The following is an 18,178-nucleotide window of genomic DNA, read 5'->3' on the forward strand; positions in this document are numbered from 1 at the left end:
TTGATTCCGCGTGAGGGAAAGAGTCCGGGTCAGCGCCAGCCGTCGGCCGCACGGGCCGCGCGCATCACCGCGTCACACAGTTCACGCAGCTCACTGGCCTCCGCGCCCTCCTCCAGAGCGGTCGCCATGTCCTCGGCAGCGCAGCGCACCTCATAGACCCGGTCGGACAGGACCGAAGCCTCTTCGGCGCTGAGGACCACCGCGTCCTCGGCCACCGCGGACCCCTTCACCAGGGCGCGTTGCTCGTAGGCCCGCTGACGGCAGGACTGCCGGCAGTACTGACGTCGGCGACCGAGCCCGGCGTCGGCCACTTCGCGGCCACACCAGCGGCACATTTGCGGGCGCGTGCGCGATCTGCGAGGGGGAGCCAGCCGGTCCGGGGAGGCGGTCACGGGCCGACTCTAAACCGACCGATACTCGGATCCCGGTATCATCGGGGGCCGAGTCGGGAACTCCGCGGAAGAGATCTGCGTTGAATACCCCGGACCAAAAGCGCTGAAGAGGAGTTGACGATGGCTGATCGTGTCTTGAGGGGCAGCCGCCTCGGAGCCGTGAGCTACGAGACGGACCGCAATCACGACTTGGCGCCGCGTCAGGTCGCCCGTTACCGCACGGACAACGGCGAGGAATTCGACGTCCCGTTCGCCGACGATGCCGAGATCCCCGGTACGTGGCTGTGCCGCAACGGCATGGAGGGCACGCTCATCGAAGGTGACGTGCCGGAGCCCAAGAAGGTGAAGCCGCCGCGCACCCACTGGGACATGCTGCTTGAGCGGCGTTCGGTGGAGGAACTCGAGGAGCTCCTCAAGGAGCGCCTCGACATCATCAAGACCCGCCGTCGGGGCTGATCAGCGGGCGGTGCCCCGGGCCCGGTCCAGCCGGGCCCGCATGCCCCACTGGGCGATCTTGACGATGGCCTCGCGGATGGTCGACCCGTCCATCTTCGAGACGCCGTGCTCGCGTTCGGTGAACGTGATCGGCACTTCCACGACCGTGAAACCGGCGTTGATGGAACGCCAGGTCAGATCCACCTGGAATCCGTAGCCCTTGGAATCGACGGCCGCCAGGTCGATCTTCTCGAGCACCTCGCGCCGATAGGCACGGTAGCCCGCGGTGATGTCGTGGATGCCCACGCCCAGCAGAATGCGGGAGTAGCCGTTGGCGGTCTTCGACAGCACCATGCGGCGCCGCGGCCAGTTGCGCACCTCGCCACCATCGACGTAGCGCGAGCCGATCGCCAGATCGGCGCCCGCATCGACCGCGTCGAGCAATCGGTACAGCTGCTCGGGAGCGTGGCTGCCATCGGCGTCCATCTCCACCAGCACGGTGTACTGCCTGCTCAATCCCCATGCGAAGCCGGCCAGGTAGGCCGCGCCCAACCCGTCTTTGGAGGTGCGATGCATGACGTGGACGCGGTCCGGATCGGCCAGCGCGAGCTCATCGGCCAGCGCGCCGGTGCCGTCCGGGCTGCCGTCGTCGACGATCAGCACGTGGACCTGCGGCGCCGCGTCGGTGACCCGGCCGACGATCTTGAGCAGGTTGTCGCGCTCGTTGTAGGTCGGGATGATCACGAGGGTGCGTGCGCTGGGTTTCGCCACAGCTTCCTGGCCGGCTTCCCGGCCACCGGGACTACCGGGGACGCTCATGCGGCTCCTTTGCCGTTCTCGGACGTCGATGTGCGACGCGTCGTTCTTCGTGGCCCGAAGCGGCCCACGAAGAAATCATTGTGCAGCATGGCTGCGAGAAGTCCCGCAACGCCGATGCCCACCAGCAGCGCCTCGACGTAGGGACCGAACCGGGTCGCCGGGGTCAGCGACGTCCGCAGCCGGACCTGTTGGTCCAGGTAGGCCGGCTCGAAGAACTGTGTGCGCGCGAGCTCGCGGCCTGCGGGCGAAATCACAGCGCTGATCCCGGTGGTCCCGGAGACCACGACGTAGCGCTCGTGTTCGACCGCCCGCAGCCGGGCGAATGCGAGTTGCTGTTCGCTCATCGACTCGTCGAACGTCGCGTTGTTGCTGGGGACGGCCAGCATCTGCGCGCCGCTGCGCACCGCCTCCCGGGCGGCCCGGTCGAAGATCACTTCCCAGCACGTGGTGACACCGATCGGCACCCCTGCCGCCCGCACCACGCCGTCACCGTGTCCCGGGACGAAGTAGCCGGCACGGTCGGCGTAGGACGAGAGCTTGCTGAAGAAGCTGCGCCATGGCAGGTACTCGCCGAACGGCTGGATGATCTGCTTGTCGTGGCGGTCGGCGGGACCGGTGTCGGGGTTCCACACGATCACCGAGTTCGTCGACACCGGGTTGTCGCGTCGGTAACCGGGTGCGGCGAGCACGCCGCCCACCAGGATCGGCGCCCGGATCGCGGCGGCCGCCGCGGAGATCTCCTTCGCGGCGTCGGCGTTGGCCAACGGATCGATGTCCGAGGAGTTCTCCGGCCAGATCACCACCATCGGCTGCGGCGCTCGACCCGCCCGCACGTCATCGGCGAGTCGCATCGTCTCGTTGACGTGGTTGTCGAGCACCGCCCGCCGCTGGGCGTTGAACTCGAGACCCAGCCGGGGCACGTTGCCCTGCACCACGGCGACGGTGACCGGCGGTTCGTCACCGACGCCGGCACCGGAGGTGCGCACATGCGGCCAGGCCAGTGCCGCGATCAGCAGCACCACGGCCACGCACAGGCCCGGCAGCACCACGGCAGGCGGCGCGGCGACGCGCGCGGCGCGGTCGCTGCGCCACCACCTGATCACCTCGATCGTCAGCGCTGCGAGAGCGAAGCCGACCAGCGCGACGCCGAACGACACCAGCGGAGCGCCGCCGAAATACGCCAGCGGCAACGCCGGACTCTGCGTCTGCGAGTAACCGACGACCCCCCACGGGAATCCGCCGAACGGCACCGTCGACTTCAGCCACTCCTGCGCCGACCACAGACCGGCGAACCACAGGGGCCAGCCGGGCACCCTGCGCACCAGGACGGCGACGAGGCTGAACAGCGCGGGGAACAGCGCCTCGACCGCGCTGAGCGCCAGCCACGGCACCGGGCCCACCAGCCCGCTGATCCAGGGCAGCAGCGGGATGTAGAACGCCAGGCCGAACAACAGCCCGTAGCCGAACCCGCCCTTCGCGGTCACCGACGGCACGGTCAGCAGCCAGCCCAACCCCGCGAAGGCCAGGAAGGCGAGGAACCACCAGCCGAACGGCGGGAAACTGAGGCACAGCATCAGACCGCCGAGCAGCGCCACGGTCAGCTGCGGCAGCCGGTTCAGGACGGCGCGGCCGATCCGCTGTCGTCGCGACGGCGGCGCGTCGGTGTCTGATTCGGTATCGGGTTCGTGTTCGGCGGCCTCAGCCATGCAGGATCGCGCCTCGATGCACCGTCTGCCGACACCGCGGCGCTTCGCCGTCCAGGCGGGGTAACACAGGAACGCGGGAGCGGGGGTCGGTGGACCAGCGCTGCACCGCGTCGGCGGGGGCGTTGACGTCGAATTCGTCGGCATCCCACACGGCATAGGACGCAGGCGCACCCGGTACGAGGGTGCCCGTCACCCCGTCGCGGACGCCGCCGGCCCGCCAGGCCCCGCGGGTGGCGGCCGCGAAGGCTGCCCGGGTCGACACGGCGCTGCCGACGCTTCGATGCGCGGTCGCTGCGCGCACCGCAGACCACGGGTCCAGGTCGGTCACCGGGGCATCGGAACCGAAAGCGAGGGGCACGCCTTGGGATGCTAACAGCGCGAAATTGTTCATCCCTGACGCCCGCGTCGGCCCGACACGCTGGGCATACATTCCGTGCGGGCCGCCCCACAGCGCGTCGAAGGCGGGCTGCATGCTCGCGATCACACCCCAGCGGCCGAGTGCCGCAGCCTGCTCGTCAGTGACCATCTCGAGGTGTTCGAGGCGGTGCCCGCAGCGGGCGACCGCGACGCTGCCGAGCTGATCGACCACCACACCGAGGGCCTCGACGACCGCGGTGACGGCGGCGTCGCCGATGACGTGGAAGCCGGCGGTGATACCGGCCTCGGTGCAGGCCATCAGATGCGCGGTGATCGCGTCGGTGCTCAAGTAGGCGTTGCCGTGCGGCGCGGTGCATCCCGCCGGTGCGTCGGCATAGGGCTCGTGCAGCCAGGCGGTGCGCGAGCCGAGGGCGCCGTCGACGAACAGATCGCCGGCCAGCCCCTGCGCGCCGGTCTCCGCGAGCAGGGCCCGGGCGGCGTCGGCGCTGCCGACCGCCTCACCCCAGTAGCCCACCACGTCCACGCCGTGATCCAGCGCGCGCAGCTCCCGCCAGTCGTCGAGGCCACCGATCTCCGGTCCCGCGCACTCGTGGACCGCGACGACGCCGCGCGACGCCGCGAGGTCGAGCGCGGCCCGGCGAGCCTCGTCACGTTGGGCGACGGTCAGGCGCTCGCGGGCGACACGGCGCACCCGATGGTGGTCGTCTGCGGTCAAGGGGCCGTGTCCCGCGACACCCGCGGCGCGCTGCAGCGCCGTCGAGGCGAGCGCGGAGTGCACGTCCACCCGGGCCAGGTACGCCATTCGGCCCGGGCCGACCGCGGCGTCGACGTCGTCGACCGTCGGTGGGGTGGGGTCGGGCCAGCCCGATTCGTCCCAGCCGTGGGCCCACAGCACACCGTCGGGATGGGACCGCGCGTAGCCGGCGAGCAGGTCGACACAGTGCTGACGGGACGTCGCCGCCCTCAAATCCAGGCCGGTCAGGCTCAGACCGGTGGCGGTGACGTGCACATGGCTGTCGACGAAGGCCGGGGCGACGAACCCGCCGCCCAGGTCCACGATCTCGGCGTCGGGGAACTGCGCCCGGCCGACGTCGTCGCTGCCCAGCCAGGCGACGACACCGTCACGGACCGCCATCGCGGTGGCGTCGGGCATGGCGGGGCTGTGGATGCGCCCGCCGAGCAGGAGGCGGGTGGCGTTCACTCCGGCAGACGGCGCGGTTCGGCCTGGCTGCCTGCCGGGTCGGCAGGAGCATCGACGACGTCGATCACCTCACCGTCGATGTACTCACCGCGAGAGGGCCGGTACGCGAACCGCTGTGCGCCGAACCTCGAGGCGGTGCCCGCACCGACGATCAGCGGCGCCCGGCGGGCGACCATCGCGGTGACGACGGGACGCGCGAGCGTGCGCGTGGGGGGAAGCAGCAGCAGTGCGCCGACGACGGAACTGGCCAGCCCGGGAATCACGACGAGCACCGTACCCAGCGCCACCAGGGCGCTGTCGGTGACCACCCCGGCGGCGTTGTCAGCGGTGAGCCCGGACTGCAGCCGACGCAGATGCCGGCGCAGCTGAGACCCGGCCAGCGCGAGGCCCAGCAGGAACATGCCCGCGACCGCCAGCAAGGTCGCGCCGAAACCGATCGTCGCGGTCAATCCGACCAACACGGCCATCTCGACCACCACGTAGAGCACGAAGAGCCTCATCGCCATGTCCGGTCAACGTCCGGGGCACGCGTTCGGTTCCTAGCTACCTGCAGGAGGGGCCGTCACCTCGATGGCGGCGTGCACCTTGTCGATACCGCCGCGCAGGATCGCCTGGGGGATGAAGTACCAGGCGTGATTCCAGTAGCGCTTGATGATCATGGTGAACACCCGGCGGGTCTCCGATTTCGGCAGCATCCGGGCCACGCCTTCCACCGGCTCACCCTTGACCTTGCCGAGCACGCCGCACTTCTGGATCGTGACCCGCGGAGTGTTGTTGATGCGCTTGGTCTTCCACGACCCGTCGTCGGTGATGATCAGCAGTTTGTCGCCGTCGGGAACACCCCACACCGGGGTGGGCTTCGGTTTGCCGTCCTTGGTGAAGGTCGTCAGCAGCAGGTACTTCTCGCGGTAGACGTCGGCGAAGGTGGGTGCCACGGCTCAGTTCCCCGTCAGCTCGATGGTGACGTTCTTGTCCATGCCGCCGCGCAACTTGGAGAAGAAGTTGAACACCTTGCCCAGCAGGCCGTAGCGCTTGCCGAGCGCATCGTAGGTCGCGCCGTTGGCGGACTTGTCGAGTATGCGGGCGGTCGCCTCCACCGCCTCGCCCTTGGGTTTACCGCCTCGGTCACAGGGTGCGATGGTCACCCGGGAGGTGTTGCGGATGCGCTTAACCTTCCACGACTTCTCCTGGGTGATGGCGATCAGCTTGTCCCCTGCCGGCGCCGCCCAGATCGCGGTCGGCTTGGGCCGGCCGTCCTTGGTGAACGTCGTGAGAAGGATGTACTCGGACTTGGCGACCTCGGCGAACGTCACGGGCATGGCACAAATGTAGCTGGTGTACGCGCGCGCAGGTCAGCCCTCGAGATCCCCCTCGGTTTCCAGTAGTACCTGCCGCAAGCCGTCGAGGGTGGCCTGCTCCGGCGCCGCCCACATCCCGCGCCCCGCCGCCTCCAACAGCCGCTCGGCCATCCCGTGCAGTGCCCAGGGGTTGGACTCGTTCATGAACTTGCGGTTCTCGTCGTCCAGCACGTAACTCTGCGAGAGCTGCTCGTACATCCAGTCGGCCATCACTCCCGCGGTGGCGTCGTAGCCGAACAGGTAGTCGACCGTCGCGGCCATCTCGAATGCGCCCTTGTACCCGTGCCGCCGCATCGCGGTCATCCAGCGCGGGTTGACCACTCGGGCCAGGAACACGCGCGTCGTCTCCTCCGACAGGGTGCGCGTGCGCACCGCGTCGGGCCGGGTGTTGTCGCCGATGTAGGCCGCGGGCGCGGTGCCGGTCAGCGCGCGCACCGTGGCGACCATGCCGCCGTGATACTGGAAGTAGTCGTCGGAGTCGGCGATGTCGTGCTCGCGGGTGTCGGTGTTCTTGGCAGCCACCGCGATTCGACGATAGGCCCGGTTCATGTCGTCGGTGGCAGGCGCACCGTCGAGGCCCCGGCCGTACGCGAACCCACCCCACGCCGTGTATACCTCGGCCAGATCGGCGTCGTCGCGCCAGTTGCGGCTGTCGATGAGTTGCAGCAGGCCGGCTCCGTAGGTGCCCGGCTTGGAGCCGAAAATCCTTGTCGTGGCGCGTCTGTCGTCACCGTGCTCAGCCAGGTCCACCTGGGCGTGCGCACGCACCAGGTTGTCCTCGTCGGACTCGTCCAGGCTCGCGACCAGTCGTACCGCGTCGTCGAGCATCGCGACCACGTGGGGGAACGCGTCGCGGAAGAACCCCGAGATCCGGACGGTCACATCGATGCGCGGCCGGCCCAGCTCGGCCAGTGGGATGGGTTCCAGATCCACCACGCGACGCGACGCATCGTCCCAGATCGGACGCACTCCGAGCAGTGCCAGCACCTCGGCGATGTCGTCACCGGAGGTGCGCATCGCCGACGTCCCCCACACCGAGAGCCCGACCGACTCCGGCCAGCGCCCGTGATCGGCCCGGTAGCGCTCGAGTAGCGAATCCGCCATCGCCACACCGGTTTCCCACGCCAACCGCGACGGCACCGCCTTGGGGTCGACCGAGTAGAAGTTGCGTCCGGTCGGCAACACGTTGACCAGTCCGCGCAGCGGCGATCCTGACGGTCCCGACGGGATGAAGTGGCCGTCGAGAGCGCGCAACACCTGGTCGATCTCACCGGCCGTCTGCCTCAGCCGCGGCACCACCTCCGTGGCGGCGAACCGCAGGATCGCGGCGACGTCGGAGTTGTCGGTCAGCGAGTCGACGACGTCGGCGTTCCAGCCGCTGTCCTGCAGTGCGGCAACGAGTTCCCGGGCCCTGCCCTCTGCCTCGTCGACGGCCGACCGCTGGTCGTTGCCGTCTTCGGCCAGTCCGAGCGCCTGACGCAGACCGGGAACGGTCTGCTCTCCACCGAAGAGCTGCCGGGCCCGCAGGATCGCCAGTACGAGGTCGAGCTCGCTCTCGTCGGCAGGTCGTCGGCCGAGGATGTGCAGACCGTCGCGGATCTGGACGTCCTTGATCTCGCACAGCCATCCGTCGACGTGCAGCAGCATGTCGTCGAAAGAATCCTCGTCGGGGCGGTCCTCGAGCCCGAGGTCGTGATCCATCTTGGCCGCCCGCATCAGCGTCCAGATCTGCTGACGGATCGCGGGGAGCTTTCCGGGGTCGAGTGCGGAGATGGTGGAGTGCTCGTCGAGAAGCTGCTCGAGACGCGCGATGTCGCCGTAGGTCTCGGCCCGTGCCATCGGCGGGATCAGATGGTCGATCAGCGTCGCGTGGGCACGCCGCTTGGCCTGGGTACCCTCCCCCGGATCGTTGACCAGGAACGGGTAGACCAGCGGCAGATCGCCCAGCGCGGCGTCGGTGCCGCACGACGACGACATGCCCAGCGTCTTGCCCGGCAACCATTCCAGGTTGCCGTGCTTGCCCAGGTGGACGACGACATCGGCGCGAAAGCTGTTGCCGAACGCGCCATCCAACCAGCGGTAGGCCGCGAGGTAGTGGTGACTGGGCGGCAGATCGGGGTCGTGGTAGATGGCCACCGGGTTCTCCCCGAACCCGCGGGGAGGCTGAACCAGGATCACGACATTGCCCGATTGCATTGCTGCGATGACGATGTCGCCCTCGGGATTGCGACTGCGGTCGACGAACAACTCCCCCGGCGGCGGACCCCAGTGCTCGACCACCGCGTCCGCGAGCTCGCCGGGCAGCGTGGCGAACCAGGCGCGGTAGTCCGCGGCCGACACCCGGATCGGGTTGCCGGCCAGCTGGGTCTCGGTGAGCCAATCGGGATCCTGGCCGCCGCGTTCGATGAGCGCGTGGATGAGCGCGTCGCCGTCGCCGGCGTCCAGTCCCGGGATCTCGCCGACGTCGTAGCCGGCATCGCGCATGGCGTCCAGCAGAGCGATCGCGCTGGCGGGCGTGTCCAGGCCCACGGCATTGCCGATGCGGGCGTGCTTGGTCGGGTAGGCGGAGAAGACCAGGCCGACCCGCTTGTCGGCGGGGGCGACCGATCGCAGCCGGGCGTGCCGCACGGCCAGTCCGGCGACCCTCGCGCAGCGTTCGGGATCGGCGACGTAGGTGATGAGCCCCTCGTCGTCGATCTCCTTGAACGAGAACGGAACTGTGATGATCCGGCCGTCGAACTCGGGCACGGCGACCTGGGTGGCCACGTCGAGCGGCGACATCCCGTCGTCGTTGGCGTCCCACTGGGCGCGCGACGACGTCAGGCACAGGCCCTGCAGGATCGGGACGTCAAGGGCTGCAAGGTGAGCCACGTTCCAGGTGTCGTCGGCTCCGCCTGCCGTCACCGCCGCCGGAGTCGCGCCACCGGCCGCGAGCACCGTGGTGATCATCGCGTCGGCGGTGCCGAGCAGTTCGATCAGCGCGGGCTCCGGAGTGCGCAGCGAGGCACAGAACACCGGAAGTGCCACTCCCCCAGCGGTTTCGATGGCCTCGCACAGAGCCTCGATGTACGCGGTGTTTCCGGCGAGCTGCTGAGCCCGATAGAACAGCACGGCGACGACGGGCCCTTCGGTTCGGCCTGCGACCCGGTCCAGGACACCCCAGGCCGGGGTGCTGGCCGGCTCCGCGAAACCGAAGCCGGTCATCAGCAGCGTGTCGGACAGGAAGGCGTGCAGGTTCGCGAGGTTCTCGACGCCCCCCTGGGCGAGATACACGTGCGCCTGCAATGCGACGCCCGCCGGCGTGGTCGAACGGTTCATCAGATCGGCGTCGGGCGCCTGCTCGCCGCTGACCACCACGGCAGGCACCCTGCTGGCGACCACCGCGTCGATACCGTCTTCCCATGCGCGGTAGCCACCGAGGATCCGGACCACCACCACGTCGGCGTCTGCCAGCAGTTCTTCGAGCTCACCGTCGACCAGGCGCGCCGGGTTGGCCCAGCGGAAGCCGGCGCCGGACGCGCGGGCGGTGATCAGGTCGGTGTCCGACGTGGACAGCAGGAGAACGGTCGTCACCCCCCATTCGTACCGGACGGGGGTGAACTCCGTGACCTCGGCGTGGTCAGTGGCCGGGTTCGAACCGTCAGCGGTTCCAGCGGCCGTACCAGGTCTGCCGGTAGGGCGTGCCCGCGACTACGGCGAGACCGCCGATGACGATGGCGAATGCGATGAGTGTGAACATCGTTGTTCCTTTCCCGCGACCCCGATGAGCACGAGGCCACTGAGCGCAGACGGTACCGCCGGTACCGGGTTCTCAGCAGGAAAGGTGCGGCACGGAACTCATGCCGCAATTGTGTGACAGCCGTCACATCTCGATACGTCGAAAGTCTCAGCCGGCCGTCACGAAGCCCCGCGACACCATCCAGTCGCGGGCCACCACGCTGGGGTCGAGGCCGTCGACGTCGACCTGCTTGTTGAGCTCGGTGATGACCTCATTGGTGATCGCCGCCGTGACCGGCGCGGTCACCTCGGCGATCTCGGGATGGGCCTCGAAGAAGCTCCGCTTCATCGTCACCGACGGGTTGTAGTGCGCGAAGAACTGCTTGTCGTCTTCGAGCACCGTGAGATCCAGAGCGACGATCCGGCCGTCGGTGGTGAAGACCTCCCCGAAGTCGCACTGCGTGCCGTCGGCCGTGGCCTGATAGATGATCCCGACCTGCAGGATGGGGGTGTTCGCGCGGGCCGGATCGAAACCGTACGCCGACGCCATGCCCGGGAAACCGTCCTGCCGGGCCCGGAACTCGGTGTCGACGCACGTGCGCGCGGCGGCAGGATCGCGCTCGACGAGCGAAGCGTAGTCCGACAGCGTCCGGACGCCGGTGCGCTCGACGGTGCGCGTGCTGGCAGCCAGCGCGTACGTGTCGTCCATCGGCCCCGGCTCCAGCCACACCATGTCGTTGCGGGCCAGATCCTCGTCGCGCACCGCCTCGTACTGCTTGCGGGTGTCGGGCAGAGGCTTCTCGTGGCCGAGGTAGTTGATCCAGGCATTACCGGTGAACTCGTAGGCGACGTCGACCTGACCGGACAGCTGGGCGCCGCGGGTGCTGCGACTGCCCACGATGCCGGTCAGGTCGCGTACCTGCGCGCCGGCAGCGGCGAGCGTGTACTCCAAGATGTAGCCGAGGATGACCTGCTCGGTGTACTCCTTGGAGCCGACGGTGATCTGGACCCCTTCCAGACCCGGCGTGGGCTTGATCGAGCCCGGCCCGACCTGCAGCGGAACCGCGCTGCCCGACCCCAGCCCGCAGGCGGTCGTCACCAGTAGGACGACGGCGGCGAGCGCAGCCAGCCCGCGGCGGCTCATCGCAGACCCTTGGGGCCGACGTAGAACTCGGCGAGCCCGCCGAGCCAGTCCACCAGCAGCGCCAGACAGACCGCGAGCACGCTGCCGAGGATCAGGGTCACGTTGTCCTGCAACTTGTATCCGGTGTCGATGAGGATGCCCAGCCCGCCGGCATTGACGAGGAACGACAGCGTGGCGGTGCCCACTGCCAACACCAGGGACGTCCGCAGCCCGGCGAGGATGAACGGCACCGCGAGCGGGAGTTCGACGCGCGTCAGAAGGGCGGCGCGCGACATCCCCTGTCCGAGACCGGCATCGATCAGTGCCCGGTCGACGCGGTCGATGCCGAGGATCGTGCTCGACAGCACCGGGAGCAGCGAGTACAGCGCGATCGGCAGTACACCGATCCAGAAGCCGGTACGCGCTGTCAGCAGGAACAGCAGCACCAGCAGGCCGATCGCGGGAGCGGCCTGACCGACGTTGGCGATGCCGATCACGAAGGGTCGCAACACTTTCGCTCCCGGCCGTGTGACCAGGACACCGAGCGGCACCCCGACCAGCACGACGATGGCGGTGACCGCCGCGGTGATCAGCAGGTGCTGCCAGATCAGCGTCGCCACATTGGCGGGATTGATGTTCTCGCGCTGGGTGGCGGTCAGGTCGCGATCGAACGCCCAGAACACCACGGCGGCCGCGACGATCAGCACCAGCACGGGCTGGATGAACAACCGCAGCCGCTCGGCGGCCGTGCGCGCCGGCGCGCCGCCGGTGGCCGTCCCGGTGTTGGCGGTCTGAGTGGTCACGACGGGCCGTCTCCGTCGGCGGGCTCCTCGGCCTCGCGACGCAACCGCGTGATGGTGTCGATGAGGGTGTCGAGGGTGACCACGCCTTCGTACCGGCCTCCGGGGCCGGTCACGACGGCCGAGGCGTGCTGTTCGGCCAGGATCGCCTCCAGGGCGTCCTCGAGCGTCGCCTGGGTGCTGACCACGTCGAGGTGCTCTGCGGCATCGGCGAGCGCGCCGGCATGCCGCAACCGGCTGGCGCGCACCCAGCTGACGGGCCGTCCGCGGTCGTCGAGCACGACCGCCCAGTCACAGTCGCTCTCGGCGATGGTCGCGCGCGCCTGGTCGACGGTGTCGTCGTGGCGCACGGACGGCCGCGACTCCAGTGCCACGTCCTTGACCCGCAACAGTCCGAGTTGACGCAGTGACGCCCCGGAGCCGACGAAGCCCGCCACGGTGTCGTCGGCCGGGCTGGCCAGGATGTTCTGCGGGGTGTCGTACTGCAGCACCGCCGACTGCTGGCCGAGCACGGCGATGCGGTCGCCGAGCTTGACCGCCTCTCCGAAGTCGTGGGTGACGAAGACGATCGTCTTGTGCAGTTCGTCCTGCAGCCGCAGCAATTCGTCCTGCAGCGTGCTGCGGGTGATCGGGTCCACCGCGCCGAACGGCTCGTCCATCAGCAGCACCGGCGGATCGGCAGCCAGCGCGCGGGCGACGCCCACTCGCTGCTGCTGACCACCGGAGAGCTGGCGGGGATAGCGATCGGCGTACTGGCCCGGTTCGAGCCCCACCAGGTCGAGCAGTTCGTCGACCCGGGCGGCGATGCGCTGCCGGTCCCACTTGAGCAGACCGGGTACGAGCGCGACGTTCTGCCGAATGGTCATGTGCGGGAACAGACCTGCCTGCTGGATCGCGTAACCGATCGAGCGGCGCAGCTCGGTCGGTGCGATCGACAGGGCGTCGTCGTCGCCGATGAGGATGCGGCCGGACGTCGGCTCGCTGAGCCGGTTGATCATGCGCATCGTGGTGGTCTTCCCGCAGCCCGACGGCCCGACGAACACGACGATCTCGCCGGCCGGGATGTCGAGGGACACATCGTCGACCGCGGGCTGCTTTGCCCCGGGATAGACCTTGGAGACGTGGTCGAGTTCGATGCGAACCCCGGTGACATCGGTTGTCATCGAACACCTTTCGATGTGGTCAGGCGCCCGACGAGAACCAGGACGGCGTCGAGCGCGAGGGCGAGGATGACGATCAGCAGCGTCGCGGTCAACGCCATCGGCAACGCGGTGGGACTGCCCACCCGCGCCAGCCCGGCGAAGATCAGGTTGCCCAGACCTGGCCCCTTGACGTAGGCCGCGATCGCGAGCACACCCATCGACATCTGCGTGCTCAACCGCATCGCCGACAGGATCGCCGGCCAGACGAGCCGTAGCTCCACGCGCGTCAGCGTGCCCAGCCGGCTCATCCCGATGCCCCGCGCCGCATCGGTCAGCGCGGGATCGACGGAATTCAGCCCGACAATCGTGTTGCGGATGATCGGCAGCAGCGAATACAGCACCAGCGCCGCGACACTGGGAATCACCCCGAGCCCGAACAGCGGAATCAGCAGACCGAGCAGAGCGAACGCCGGAACGGTCAGGATCACGCTCGACGTCGTCGTCGCGAGGTTTGCCGCCAGCGTGTTGCGGTAGGTCAGCACCCCGATGACCACGCCGATGACCGTCGCGATCAGCACGCTCTGCACGACGGCACTGACGTGCTGATACGAGTCGAACAGCAGCTGTTCGTAGTGGGTGGAGACATACCCCCACACCGTGGAATTCGAGGTCACCGCGTCACTCCCACAGCCCCCTCGATTTTCTGCGCCTTTGCTGACTCGTTGCGTTCCGGTCGTGCTGCGTTACCCGATCTTCACCCGCGCGAAACGGCACGGGTTCGACTCTCAGTGAACCTAAGGCTGGGCGGGTGCCCCTCTCGCGGAGGACAGTCGCGCGAGAACGTCACGAGGAGGCAGTCGATGGTTCGAGTGGTCAAACTGGGTGCCGTGATCGGCGCGCGCATCGAGGGCGTCGACCTGGCCCGCGGTATCGATGCCGCCACGGCAGCACAGATCAACGACGCCCTGCTCGAACACAAGGTGATCTTCTTCCGAGGCCAGCACGATCTCGACGACGACGGTCAGCTGGCCTTCGCGCGGTCGCTGGGCACCCCGACGATCGCGCACCCGACGGTGACCTCGCGCGGGACGAAGGTGCTGCCGATCGACTCCCGCTACGACAAGGCCAACAGCTGGCACACCGACGTCACGTTCGTCGATCGGATCCCGAAGGCGTCGATCCTGCGCGCGGTCACGCTGCCGCCCTACGGCGGGAGCACCACGTGGGCGTCGACGGAAGCCGCCTACGACCGGCTTCCGGAGCCGCTGCGCGCGCTGGCCGAGAACCTGTGGGCTGTTCACACCAACACCTACGACTACGCCAAGGACATCGACGGCCGGCGAGAAGCCCTGGCCGACACCGAACGTCAGTACCGCGAGGAATTCGTCTCGGACTACTACGAGACCGAACACCCGGTGGTGCGGATCCACCCCGAGACGGGGCGGCGGGTGCTGCTGCTGGGCAACTTCGTCAAGGGCTTCGTCGGCCTCGGACGCACCGAGTCGGCGGCCCTGTTCGACCTGTTGCAGACGCGCATCACCAAGCTGGAGCACACGGTGCGATGGAACTGGGAGCTCGGCGATCTGGCCGTGTGGGACAACCGTGCCACTCAGCACTACGCGATCGCGGACTACGACGACCAGTTCCGCCGCCTGACGCGGGTGACGCTGGCCGGTGACGTTCCCGTCGACGTCCACGGCCAGCGCAGCCGGGTGATCGCCGGTGACGCATCGACATACTCCGACATCGTCGTGCCGGTGCGGCTGGTCAGCTGAGAACGGCGGCAGGACCGTCCGCGTACCGTGGTCGGATGGCCAGAACCCGGGACACCGACGCCTGTCCCGGCGCGCTCCAGACGCACCGCGCCGCCGACGGCGACCTGGCCCGCGTTCGGCTACCGGCGGGAATGCTGACCGCGGAGCAGATGGAGGCCATCGCCACCGCCGCTCTCGATCTCGCCGCACCGGCGCTGGAGCTCACGTCCCGGGGCAACGTGCAGATCCGCGGTATCCGCGACGTGGCGGAACTCGGCCGTCGACTCACCGAAGCCGGTCTGCTGCCGTCGCCGGACCGCGAGAAGATCCGCAACATCGTGGCGTCGCCGCTGTCGGGGCGCCAGGGCGGTCTGCTCGACGTCCGCGCGATGGTGCACGCGCTCGATGATGCGCTGCAGCAGGACCCGACACTGACCGAGTTGCCGGGGCGCTTCCTGTTCGGTATCGACGACGGTCGCGGCGACATCGCCGGCCTCGGCGCCGACGTCGCTGTGTGCGCCGTCGACGGGGACACCGTGGCTCTCGCGCTGTCCGGTACCGACACCGGGGTCCGCGTGCTTGCCGGTGACGCTGTCGAGACTCTGCTGGCCGTCGCGCGCCGATTCGTCTCGGTGCGGGGAAAGGCGTGGCGAATCAAGGAATTGACGACACCCGAGGTCGTTGTGGACGGGTTCGGCGCGACGGCGCCGCCCGGCCGGACATGGCCGGCGCGAACCCGTCCCCCGGTCGGATGGCTCACTCAGGACGACGGCCGGATCACTCTCGGCGCGGCCGTGCCGCTGGGTGTGCTCGATGCCGAGCTGGCCCGCTACCTGGCCGCGGTGCAGGCGCCCCTGGTGATCACGCCCTGGCGATCGGTGCTGATCGCCGACCTCGACGACGGGGTGGCCGACGCGGCGCTGCGCGTGCTGGCACCCCTGGGATTCGTGTTCGACGAGGCGTCGCCGTGGCTGTCCGTGTCGGCCTGCACGGGCCGGCCGGGCTGCGCACACGCGTTGGCCGACGTGCGCGCCGACGCCGCGGCTGCGCTCACCGACTCCGCCGCACTCGACGACGCAGCGCCACGTCACCGGCACTTCGTCGGCTGCGACAGGGCGTGCGGCAGCCCCCCGGACGCGGACGTGCTGATCGCCACCGGAGATGGCTACCAACCGCGGCGGGCCCACCCGTAGGGTGATCGGGTGCTCGACTACATCCGCGATGCCGGGGAGATCTACCGGCAGTCGTTCGCGACGATCCGTGCCGAGTCCGACCTGTCCGGGTTCCCCGCCGACGTCGCCCGGGTCGTGGTCCGGTTGATCCACACCTGCGGCCAGACCGACGTGCCCGAGCATGTCGCCTACACCCCCGACGTCGTCGTCCGGGCCTACGAGGCGCTGGCCTCCGGTGCCCCGATCCTGTGCGACTCGTCGATGGTCGCCGCCGGCATCACCCGCTCGCGGCTACCCGCCGACAACGAGGTGGTCTCCCTGGTCGCCGACGAGCGGGCACCGGCATTCGCAGCCCAGCACGCCACCACCCGCTCCGCGGCGGCGGTCGACCTGTGGGCCGACCGGCTGCCCGGCGCCGTGATGGCGATCGGCAACGCCCCGACGGCCCTGTTCCGGCTTCTCGAGCACGTCGACGGCGGGGTCGCGCCGCCAGCAGCGGTGCTCGGCGGCCCGGTGGGCTTCGTCGGATCCGCGCAGTCCAAGCAGGAACTCATCGACGACCCGCGGGGCATGTCCTATCTGGTGGTCACCGGCCGGCGCGGCGGCAGCGCGATGGCCGCCGCCGCCGTCAACGCGATTGCGACGACTGCCGAATGAGCGAGCGCGGCACGCTGTGGGGGGTCGGCCTGGGACCGGGTGACCCCGAACTGGTGACGGTCAAGGCAGCCCGGGTGATCGGCGAGGCCGACGTGGTGGCCTATCACAGCGCCCGGCACGGCCGCAGCATCGCGCGCGGCATCGCCGAGCCCTATCTGCGCGCCGGTCAGATCGAGGAGCATCTGGTCTACCCGGTCACCACCGAGACCTCCGAACATCCCGGGGGCTATGCGGGGGCGATGGAGGACTTCTACCGCGAGGCGGCCGCCCGTATCGCGGCGCACCTCGACGCCGGGCGCGACGTTGCGCTGCTGGCCGAGGGCGACCCGCTGTTCTACAGCTCGTACATGCACATGCACACCCGGCTGACGCAGCGCTTCGACGCGGTGATCGTGCCCGGGGTGACGTCGGTGAGCGCGGCCTCGGCGGCGGTGTCCACGCCGCTGGTCCAGGGCGATCAGGTGCTCACCATCCTTCCGGGCACCATGGCGCCCGCCGAGCTCGAACGCCGCCTCGCCGACACCGACGCAGCCATCATCATGAAACTCGGCCGCTCGTATCCTGCTGTGCGGCAAGCACTCTCGGCCGCCGGTCGGCTGCAGGACACCTACTACGTGGAACGGGCCAGCACCTCGCGCCAGCGAGTGCTGCCCGCCGCCGATGTCGAGGACGACTCGGTGCCCTATTTCGCGCTGACGATGCTGCCGGGTCCGATGCAGGACCCGGACGCCCCGGGTTCGGCCCTCGACGCCACCTCCGAGACGGCCACCGGATCGGTCACCGTCGTCGGGCTCGGTCCCGGCGGTACAGCCTGGATGACCCCGCAGAGTCGCCGCGAGCTCGCCGCGGCCACCGACCTCATCGGCTACGGGCCCTACCTGGACCGCGTCGGGGTACGCGAGGGCCAGCGCCGGCACCCGAGCGACAACACCGACGAACCGGCCCGCGCCCGCCTCGCCTGTTCACTGGCCGAGCAGGGCCACGCCGTGGCTGTGGTGTCCTCCGGAGACCCGGGGGTGTTCGCGATGGCGACCGCGGTTCTCGAAGAGGCCAAGCAATGGCCCGGCGTGGACGTTCGGGTGATCCCGGCGATGACGGCCGCGCAGGCGGTGGCCAGTCGGGTGGGAGCCCCGCTCGGGCACGACTACGCCGTGATCTCACTGTCGGATCGCCTCAAGCCGTGGGAGATCATCGCGGCGCGGCTGGACGCGGCCGCGCGCGCCGACATGGTGCTGGCGATCTACAACCCGGCGTCGAAGACGCGGACCTGGCAGGTCGGTGCGATGCGCGACCTCCTGTTGGCCCATCGCGATGCCGGCACGCCGGTGGTGATCGGTCGCGACATCGCCGGGCCGACAGAGTCGGTGCGCGTGGTGCGCCTGGCCGACCTCGATCCCGCCGACGTCGACATGCGGTGCCTGCTGATCGTGGGATCGTCGCAGACCCAGTGGTATTCGGCGGAGCCGAACCCCGATCGGGTGTTCACGCCGCGGTACTACCCCCAGCAGTGACGGAGGGCGCAGC

General features: G+C 69.5%; 17 protein-coding genes. 5 read left to right on the forward strand and 12 right to left on the reverse strand.

From position 1 onward, the window contains the following. Positions 1–29: 29 nt before the first annotated feature. Positions 30–335 carry a hypothetical protein gene (locus ACZ50N_RS14865; protein WP_046365695.1) on the reverse strand — a complete coding sequence of 102 codons (306 nt, stop codon included), beginning with the start codon at positions 333–335 and terminating at the stop codon, positions 30–32. Positions 336–512: 177 nt separating this feature from the next. Here ACZ50N_RS14865 and rbpA point away from each other — a divergent pair, with 177 nt between their 5' ends. Then, positions 513–848, forward strand: a complete 336-nt coding sequence (gene rbpA / locus ACZ50N_RS14870; RefSeq protein ID WP_046365694.1) for an RNA polymerase-binding protein RbpA — start codon at positions 513–515, stop codon at positions 846–848. Here the strand turns inward: rbpA and ACZ50N_RS14875 are convergent, their stop codons facing one another. The 11 genes from ACZ50N_RS14875 to ACZ50N_RS14925 all read right to left on the reverse strand — a co-directional run bounded on the left by ACZ50N_RS14875 (position 849) and on the right by ACZ50N_RS14925 (position 13,745). Further along, entirely contained in the window at positions 849–1,646 is a 798-nt protein-coding gene (locus ACZ50N_RS14875) for a polyprenol monophosphomannose synthase (RefSeq protein WP_046365693.1), read from the reverse strand. It lies immediately after the preceding gene. After that, a complete protein-coding gene (gene lnt / locus ACZ50N_RS14880) occupies positions 1,643–3,352 on the reverse strand; it encodes an apolipoprotein N-acyltransferase (protein WP_464473175.1) in 1,710 nt (569 codons plus the stop codon). The genes ACZ50N_RS14875 and lnt overlap by 4 nt, the downstream gene beginning before the upstream one ends. Then, positions 3,345–4,883: an amidohydrolase gene (locus ACZ50N_RS14885; protein ID WP_464475651.1), complete on the reverse strand. Its 1,539-nt coding sequence runs from the start codon at positions 4,881–4,883 to the stop codon at positions 3,345–3,347. The genes lnt and ACZ50N_RS14885 overlap by 8 nt, the downstream gene beginning before the upstream one ends. 44 nt (positions 4,884–4,927) lie before the next feature. Beyond that, positions 4,928–5,437, reverse strand: a complete 510-nt coding sequence (locus ACZ50N_RS14890) for an FxsA family protein (protein WP_048422692.1) — start codon at positions 5,435–5,437, stop codon at positions 4,928–4,930. 33 nt (positions 5,438–5,470) lie between these two features. Beyond that, complete coding sequence (locus ACZ50N_RS14895; protein ID WP_046365228.1) at positions 5,471–5,866, reverse strand: PPOX class F420-dependent oxidoreductase; 396 nt, start codon at positions 5,864–5,866, stop codon at positions 5,471–5,473. Positions 5,867–5,869: 3 nt separating this feature from the next. Next, positions 5,870–6,250 carry a PPOX class F420-dependent oxidoreductase gene (locus ACZ50N_RS14900; protein WP_464467884.1) on the reverse strand — a complete coding sequence of 127 codons (381 nt, stop codon included), beginning with the start codon at positions 6,248–6,250 and terminating at the stop codon, positions 5,870–5,872. 33 nt (positions 6,251–6,283) lie between these two features. Further along, positions 6,284–9,862 (reverse strand): cobaltochelatase subunit CobN, encoded by a 3,579-nt coding sequence (cobN, locus tag ACZ50N_RS14905; protein WP_464473176.1) that lies wholly within the window; start codon positions 9,860–9,862, stop codon positions 6,284–6,286. Between the two features lie 313 nt (positions 9,863–10,175). Then, a complete protein-coding gene (locus tag ACZ50N_RS14910; protein ID WP_133413805.1) occupies positions 10,176–11,150 on the reverse strand; it encodes a glycine betaine ABC transporter substrate-binding protein in 975 nt (324 codons plus the stop codon). Further along, on the reverse strand, positions 11,147–11,932 hold the full coding sequence (locus tag ACZ50N_RS14915; RefSeq protein WP_464473177.1) for an ABC transporter permease: 786 nt from the start codon (positions 11,930–11,932) through the stop codon (positions 11,147–11,149). Before ACZ50N_RS14915 ends, ACZ50N_RS14910 begins: the two co-directional genes overlap by 4 nt. Next, on the reverse strand, positions 11,929–13,092 hold the full coding sequence (locus tag ACZ50N_RS14920; protein ID WP_133413806.1) for an ABC transporter ATP-binding protein: 1,164 nt from the start codon (positions 13,090–13,092) through the stop codon (positions 11,929–11,931). The genes ACZ50N_RS14915 and ACZ50N_RS14920 overlap by 4 nt, the downstream gene beginning before the upstream one ends. Continuing rightward, the gene (locus tag ACZ50N_RS14925) at positions 13,089–13,745 is read right to left on the reverse strand and encodes an ABC transporter permease (RefSeq protein ID WP_048422686.1); all 657 of its coding nucleotides are present in this window, start codon (positions 13,743–13,745) and stop codon (positions 13,089–13,091) included. Before ACZ50N_RS14925 ends, ACZ50N_RS14920 begins: the two co-directional genes overlap by 4 nt. Positions 13,746–13,931: 186 nt before the next feature. On the opposite strand from ACZ50N_RS14925, the gene ACZ50N_RS14930 reads away from it, so the two are divergent. From ACZ50N_RS14930 to ACZ50N_RS14945, 4 genes are read left to right on the forward strand one after another with little or no spacing between them, the layout of a single operon-like run. Next, a complete protein-coding gene (locus ACZ50N_RS14930; protein WP_046365235.1) occupies positions 13,932–14,846 on the forward strand; it encodes a TauD/TfdA dioxygenase family protein in 915 nt (304 codons plus the stop codon). A gap of 35 nt (positions 14,847–14,881) precedes the next feature. Then, complete coding sequence (gene cobG, locus ACZ50N_RS14935) at positions 14,882–16,018, forward strand: precorrin-3B synthase (protein WP_464473178.1); 1,137 nt, start codon at positions 14,882–14,884, stop codon at positions 16,016–16,018. Positions 16,019–16,027: 9 nt separating this feature from the next. After that, complete coding sequence (locus ACZ50N_RS14940) at positions 16,028–16,654, forward strand: precorrin-8X methylmutase (RefSeq protein ID WP_464473179.1); 627 nt, start codon at positions 16,028–16,030, stop codon at positions 16,652–16,654. After that, a complete protein-coding gene (locus ACZ50N_RS14945; protein ID WP_046365238.1) occupies positions 16,651–18,165 on the forward strand; it encodes a precorrin-2 C(20)-methyltransferase in 1,515 nt (504 codons plus the stop codon). Before ACZ50N_RS14940 ends, ACZ50N_RS14945 begins: the two co-directional genes overlap by 4 nt. Positions 18,166–18,178: the final 13 nt, after the last annotated feature.

Source organism: Mycolicibacterium obuense (assembly GCF_055397605.1).